Raw genomic sequence first — 5991 nt, 5'->3', positions numbered from 1 at the left:
CCGAAGTCGCCAAAATCGCCCGCTTCCGCCTCGATGACATGGTCACGGAGGATGCGGCGTGAGCGGGCGGCGCCTGACGGTGCACGTGCTCGACACCGCCGCCGGGCTGCCGGCGGCCGGGCTCGACCTTACGCTCGAACGCCTCGACGACGCGGGCGGGCGCACCCTGCTCGCCCGCGTCCGCACCAACGATGACGGGCGCAGCGACGCGCCGTTGCTGGCGGGGGCGGCGATGCTGCCGGGGGTGTACGAAATCACCTACGACGTCGGGGCCTGGCAGCGTCGGCGGGGCGTGCCGCCCGGCTTCTACGAAACGATACCGCTGCGTATCCGCGTCACCGACGACACGGCGCACGTGCATGTGCCGCTGCTGCTGTCACCCTTTGGATACACCACGTATCGCGGCAGCTGACGCGCGGCGGAATAGGGCGTCGTTGCCGCCGTCGATGGCATGGCCGTTGCTATTTCAACACAGGCGGATGGCCGCACGGTGACGTCGCAGGGGGTTGGCGCGCGGCCGTTTCGTCGAATGCATCTAGCATAGAGGTATTGGGGAATGAGGTTTGCAAACACCGCCGGCGCCCTGGCGGCGGCTGCGTTGATGACGGGACTGTTCGCGTCGCCGGCCGCGCGGGCACAAAGCCCGGCCCCGTCCGGCCCGACCGGCTTCCTGTTCGATCAGGGCGCGCCGCTGGCACCGGTTGGCCAGACGCTCGCCGATTACGGTGTGTACGTGAAAGGCTTCTTCACCGACATCCTGTACGGCGTGCCGTCGGGCGGGCTGCAGAACACGACGGTCCTGTATAACGAAGCCTTCTACGGTCTGGATATCGACCTCAACAAGGCGGTCGGCATTCCGGGCGCCGTGTTCCATGTCAGCCTCGATTCACGCTGGGGTGGCCTCGACCAGGGCGTGAACAACCTCACCGGCTTCTCCGAGGGCTTCCTCGCCGGCTCCGGCCCGGACAACAACACGCGCCTGACCGAATTCTCCTATGACCAGCATCTCTACAACGACAAGCTTCGCTTCGTGTTCGGCCGCACGCAGCTGGCCAGCTATTTCGCGACCTCCGACCTGTATTGCCAGTTCGTCAGCTCGATCTGCAGCAACATGGTGCCGTTGAACTGGTCGGCGAACAGCAACGCGCCGTTCTTCCCGATCGCCACCTGGGCCGGCGAGCTTGCCGTCTATCCGACCCCCGATACCTATGCCCGCGTCGGCGCATCGCTGTCGGACCCGACGCAGTATCCCCACGCCGGCATGCCGTGGGACGGCGGCTGGGGCGTGCGCGGGCCGAGCGGGGTCTATACGCCGATCGAAATCGGCTACGTGACGCATGCGGGCGAGACGCGTTACCCGGGTCATTACGACGTCGGCTTCTATCACGACTCATCGCAGTTCGCGGACCCGCAGTACAACACGACCGGCGGCAAGCTCGCGCTGGTGGGCGGCACGCCGCTGATGCATGACGGGCAGAGCGGATTCTATTTCCAGGCGCAGCAGACGCTGTGGAAGCCCGATCCGGCCGGCTCGCGCGACATCTGGGGCTTCGTGGGCGGCATGTTCGCGGCCAGCCCCTATTCCTTCGTGCAGTCCTACTGGGAAGCCGGCCTCGTCGCACACGGGCCGTTCGCCCTGCGCCCGAACGACAATGCCGGCATCCTCTACACCCACTACACGTTCAACCCCCGGCAGACGGGATCGGTCGATGACCGCTTCACCGCCGAGGGGATCGCGGCCAATGTCTCCAACGACTCCGACCTGGTGGAGATCAACTACGGCTTCGCGATCGCGCCCGGGATCAGCTTCAAGCCGTTCGTCGATCTGACCTTCCACCCGGACCAGAACATCTTCGACATCCCCAACCCGCGTCAGGGGGTGAACTTCGCGCTCGGGACCGGCGGGCAGCTCTTCATCCTGCTCAACCCGGCGCTCGGGCTGCCGTCCTTCTTCCGCGAGAACTGAGGCTTGTCCACGGGCGGCCGGCACGCGCGGGGCCGGCCGCCCCCGCTTCCCGCCCGGCCTGCGCGGCGCGGGCAGGAAGGCATCGACGTGGCGGGAACGGCGGGTGCAGGATGAGGCCGCATCGTACGGCGACAACCGACCCGAGGGCGTGATGCGCGATCATGTACGGTTCTGGCTGGGCTCGTCACGGCAGGAGGTGCGCGGCATCGCCCCCACGCTCACCGTGCTCGACTGGCTGCGCGGGCCGATGCGCCGCAGCGGCACCAAGGAAGGCTGCAACGAGGGCGATTGCGGCGCGTGCACCGTCGTGGTCGTGCGCCCCCGCGCCGGCGGCGGCCTTACGTGGCGGGCGGTCAATGCCTGCATCCAGCTTGTCGGTCAGCTCGACGGCTGCCTGTTGCTGACGGTCGAGGATCTCGCCGCCGCCGACGGCACGCTGCATCCGGTGCAGCAGGCGATGGTCGATCTGCACGGCTCGCAATGCGGCTTCTGCACGCCGGGCTTCGTGATGTCGCTGTTCGCCATGGGCCGCGACATGGGTCGTGACGGGGCCGCCCCGGACGAGGCGGCGATCGACGACGCACTCGCCGGCAATCTGTGCCGCTGCACCGGCTATGCGCCGATCGTGCGCGCCGGTCTGGCGAGCATCGCCGCCGATGACGCGTGGCGGGCGGAGGCGGCGGCGATCGAGGCACGGCTGCGCGCCCTCGACGACGACGAGGATGTGGTCGTCACCTCGCCCGCCGGCCGCTTCAGCGCGCCCGCGAGCGTGGACGCGCTGGCGGAAACCCTGCTCGCCGATCCCGACGCGACGGTGCTGGCCGGCGGCACCGATGTCGGGCTGTGGATCACCAAGCAGATGCGCGTGCTGCCGCACCTTGTCTGGGTCGGCCGCGTCGCCGGCTTCGCCGACATCACCGAGACCGCGGACGGGCTGGAGATCGGCGCCAGCGCCACCTACAGCGACGCGATGGCGGCGCTCGGCGCGCTGCTGCCGGACATGGGCGAATTGCTGCGCCGGCTCGGCTCGGTGCAGGTGCGCAACGCCGGCACGATCGGCGGCAACATCGCCAACGGCTCGCCGATCGGCGACAGCCCCCCTGCCCTGATCGCGGCCGGTGCCACGCTGCATCTGCGCCGCGGCGACACGCGGCGGTCGCTGCCGCTGGAGGATTTCTTCATCGCCTATGGCCGGCAGGACCGCGCGCCGGGCGAGTTCGTCGAACGCATCACGGTGCCACGCCCGGCCCCGGGCACGCGCTTTCGCGCCTACAAGGTCTCGAAGCGCTTCGATCAGGACATCACCGCCGTGCTCGGCTGCTACGCGATCACGCTCGACGGCGGCCGCGTGACGGCGGCGCGCATCGCCCATGGCGGCATGGCGGGCACGCCGAAGCGCGCGACGGCGGCCGAGGCGGCGCTGATCGGCCGGACATGGGACGCGGACGCGGTGCGCGCGGCACAGGGGGCGCTGGCGTCGGACTACATGCCGCTCGACGACATGCGGGCAAGCGCCTGGTATCGGCTGCGCGTCGCGCAGAACCTGCTGGTCCGCCTGCATGCCGAGACGACGGGGCAAGCGCCGACGCGGCTGGTCGGGGCGCCGGAGCTGGCGCATGCCTGACGCCATCGCCGAACGGGAGACCTCCGCCGAGGGCGGCGCGCATCGCTCCCGCCGCCATGAGAGCGCGCACAAGCACGTCACCGGCGCCGCCGCCTACATCAACGACCTGCCGGAGGCGCCGGGCCTGCTGCATGTCGCCCTCGGGCTCAGCACGCGGGCGCATGCGCGGCTCGTGTCGATCGACCTCGACCCGGTGCGCGCGGTGCCGGGCGTGGTGCTGGTGCTGACCGCCGGCGACCTGCCGGGCGAGAACGACACCAGCCCCGTGGGGAAGCACGACGAGCCGCTGCTGGCCGAGGGTCACGTGGCGTTCCACGGCCAGCCCATCTACGCGGTTGCGGCGGAGACGCGCGAGGCGGCGCGGCGCGCGGCACGGGCGGCGCGGATCGTCTATGAGGATCTGCCGGCGGTGCTCGACATCGAGACGGCGCTGGCGGACCCGGTGCTGGTCACGCCGGGTGCTACGATGCAGCGCGGCGACTGGGCGGCGGCGCTGGACGCGGCACCCCGCCGGCTGTCGGGCACGATGGCGATCGGCGGGCAGGAGCATTTCTACCTGGAAGGCCAGGTCGCGCTGGCCGAACCCGGCGAGGATGACGAGGTGCGCATCTGGTGCTCGACGCAGCACCCGAGCGAGACGCAGCACATCGTGGCCCACGCGCTCGGCGTCGCGAGCCACGCCGTGACGGTGGAGGTGCGGCGCATGGGCGGCGCCTTCGGCGGCAAGGAGACGCAGGCCAACCCCTTCGCCTGCCTCGCCGCCATCGTCGCGAAGAAGACCGGCCGCGCGGCGAAGCTGCGGCTGGACCGCGACGACGACATGATCGTCACCGGCAAGCGGCATGAGTTCGTGGTGCGCTACGACGTGGGCTATGACGACGACGGGCGCATCCATGCGGTGGACATGCTCTATGCCGCGCGCTGCGGCTATTCCGCGGACTTGTCGGGTCCGGTGACGGACCGGGCGCTGTTCCACGCCGACAACTGCTATTTCTACCCGGCGGTGCGGCTGCGCTCGCTCCCGCTGAAGACGAACACCTGCTCCAACACCGCCTTCCGCGGCTTCGGCGGGCCGCAGGGCATGCTCGGAGGCGAGCGGGTGATCGAGGAGGTCGCGTTTGCCACCGGGCTCGACCCGCTTGAGGTGCGGCGGCGCAACTTCTACGGCATCGGCGAACGCGACCTGACGCCGTATTGCCAGACGGTTGAGGACAACGTCATCGCGGACGTGGTCGATACGCTCGTCGCCCGCTGCGACTACGCGGCGCGGCGCGCGACGATCCGTGCCGCCAACGCCGCCGCCCCGCTGATCGTGCGCGGCATCGCGCTGACGCCGGTGAAGTTCGGCATTTCCTTCACCGCGACGCAGTTCAATCAGGCGGCGGCGCTGGTGCATATCTACACCGACGGCAGCATCGCGGTGAATCACGGCGGCACCGAGATGGGTCAGGGGCTGCACACCAAGATCGCGCAGGTCGCGGTGGAGGAGCTGCAGGTCGATGCCGGAAGCGTGCGCGTGACCGCGACGACGACGGGCAAGGTGCCGAACACGTCTGCGACCGCCGCCTCCTCCGGCGCCGACCTCAACGGCAAGGCGGTACAGGCGGCGGTGCGGACGCTCAAGGACCGCCTCGTGACCTTCGCCGCCGAGCAGTACGGCGTGCCACCCGACACGGTCGCCTTCCTCCCCGGCCGGGTGCGGATCGGCAATCAGGACGTGCCCTTCGCGGCGCTGATCCGGCAGGCGTATTTCGCGCGCGTGCAGCTCTCGGCGACCGGTTTCTACAAGACGCCGAAAATCCACTGGGACCGCGACGCCGGACGCGGGCGGCCGTTCTACTATTTCGCCTACGGCGCCGCCTGCGTGGAGGTCGCGGTGGACACGCTGACCGGCGAATACCGGATCGAACGGGCCGACATCGTGCATGATTGCGGCCGCTCGCTCAATCCGGCGATCGACATCGGGCAGATCGAGGGCGGCTTCGTGCAGGGCGCGGGCTGGCTGACGACCGAGGAACTGGTCTGGGACGCGGCCGGCCGTCTGCGCACGCATGCGCCGAGCACCTACAAGATCCCAGCCTGCGGCGACCGGCCGCGCGTCTTCAACGTGCATCTGCTCGACAACGCGGCCAGCCACGAGGACACGATCTTCCGGTCGAAGGCGGTCGGCGAGCCGCCGCTGATGCTCGGCATCGCCGTGCTGCATGCGCTGTCGGACGCGGTCGCGAGCGTCGGCGGCTGGCGCGTCTGCCCGCGTCTGGATGCCCCCGCGACGCCGGAGCGCGTGCTGCGCGCGATCGAGACGCTGCGGGCATGAGCCTCGCCGCCCGCCTGCGCGCCTGGCTCGATGCCGGCGACGCGGCGATGGCGGTGCGCGTGGACGCGGCGCGCGGCTCGACCC

Annotated in this window: 4 protein-coding genes; all 4 read left to right on the top strand. The window is 70.4% G+C overall.

What is annotated here, in order from left to right; translation table 11 throughout:
- Positions 1–58: 58 nt before the first annotated feature.
- The 4 genes from uraH to xdhB all read left to right on the top strand — a co-directional run bounded on the left by uraH (position 59) and on the right by xdhB (position 5907).
- Positions 59–412, top strand: a complete 354-nt coding sequence (gene uraH / locus B8460_RS18820) for a hydroxyisourate hydrolase (RefSeq protein WP_048863159.1) — start codon at positions 59–61, stop codon at positions 410–412.
- 189 nt (positions 413–601) lie between these two features.
- On the top strand, positions 602–1966 hold the full coding sequence (locus B8460_RS18815; protein WP_158322986.1) for a carbohydrate porin: 1365 nt from the start codon (positions 602–604) through the stop codon (positions 1964–1966).
- Between the two features lie 151 nt (positions 1967–2117).
- On the top strand, positions 2118–3590 hold the full coding sequence (xdhA, locus tag B8460_RS18810; RefSeq protein WP_048863160.1) for a xanthine dehydrogenase small subunit: 1473 nt from the start codon (positions 2118–2120) through the stop codon (positions 3588–3590).
- On the top strand, positions 3583–5907 hold the full coding sequence (xdhB, locus tag B8460_RS18805; protein ID WP_048863157.1) for a xanthine dehydrogenase molybdopterin binding subunit: 2325 nt from the start codon (positions 3583–3585) through the stop codon (positions 5905–5907). Before xdhA ends, xdhB begins: the two co-directional genes overlap by 8 nt.
- Positions 5908–5991: the final 84 nt, after the last annotated feature.

Source organism: Acidisphaera rubrifaciens HS-AP3 (assembly GCF_000964365.1).
Lineage (GTDB): Bacteria > Pseudomonadota > Alphaproteobacteria > Acetobacterales > Acetobacteraceae > Acidisphaera > Acidisphaera rubrifaciens.
The sequence above is the reverse complement of the archived record's forward strand: the minus strand, read 5'-3'. Positions and strand labels throughout refer to the sequence as shown.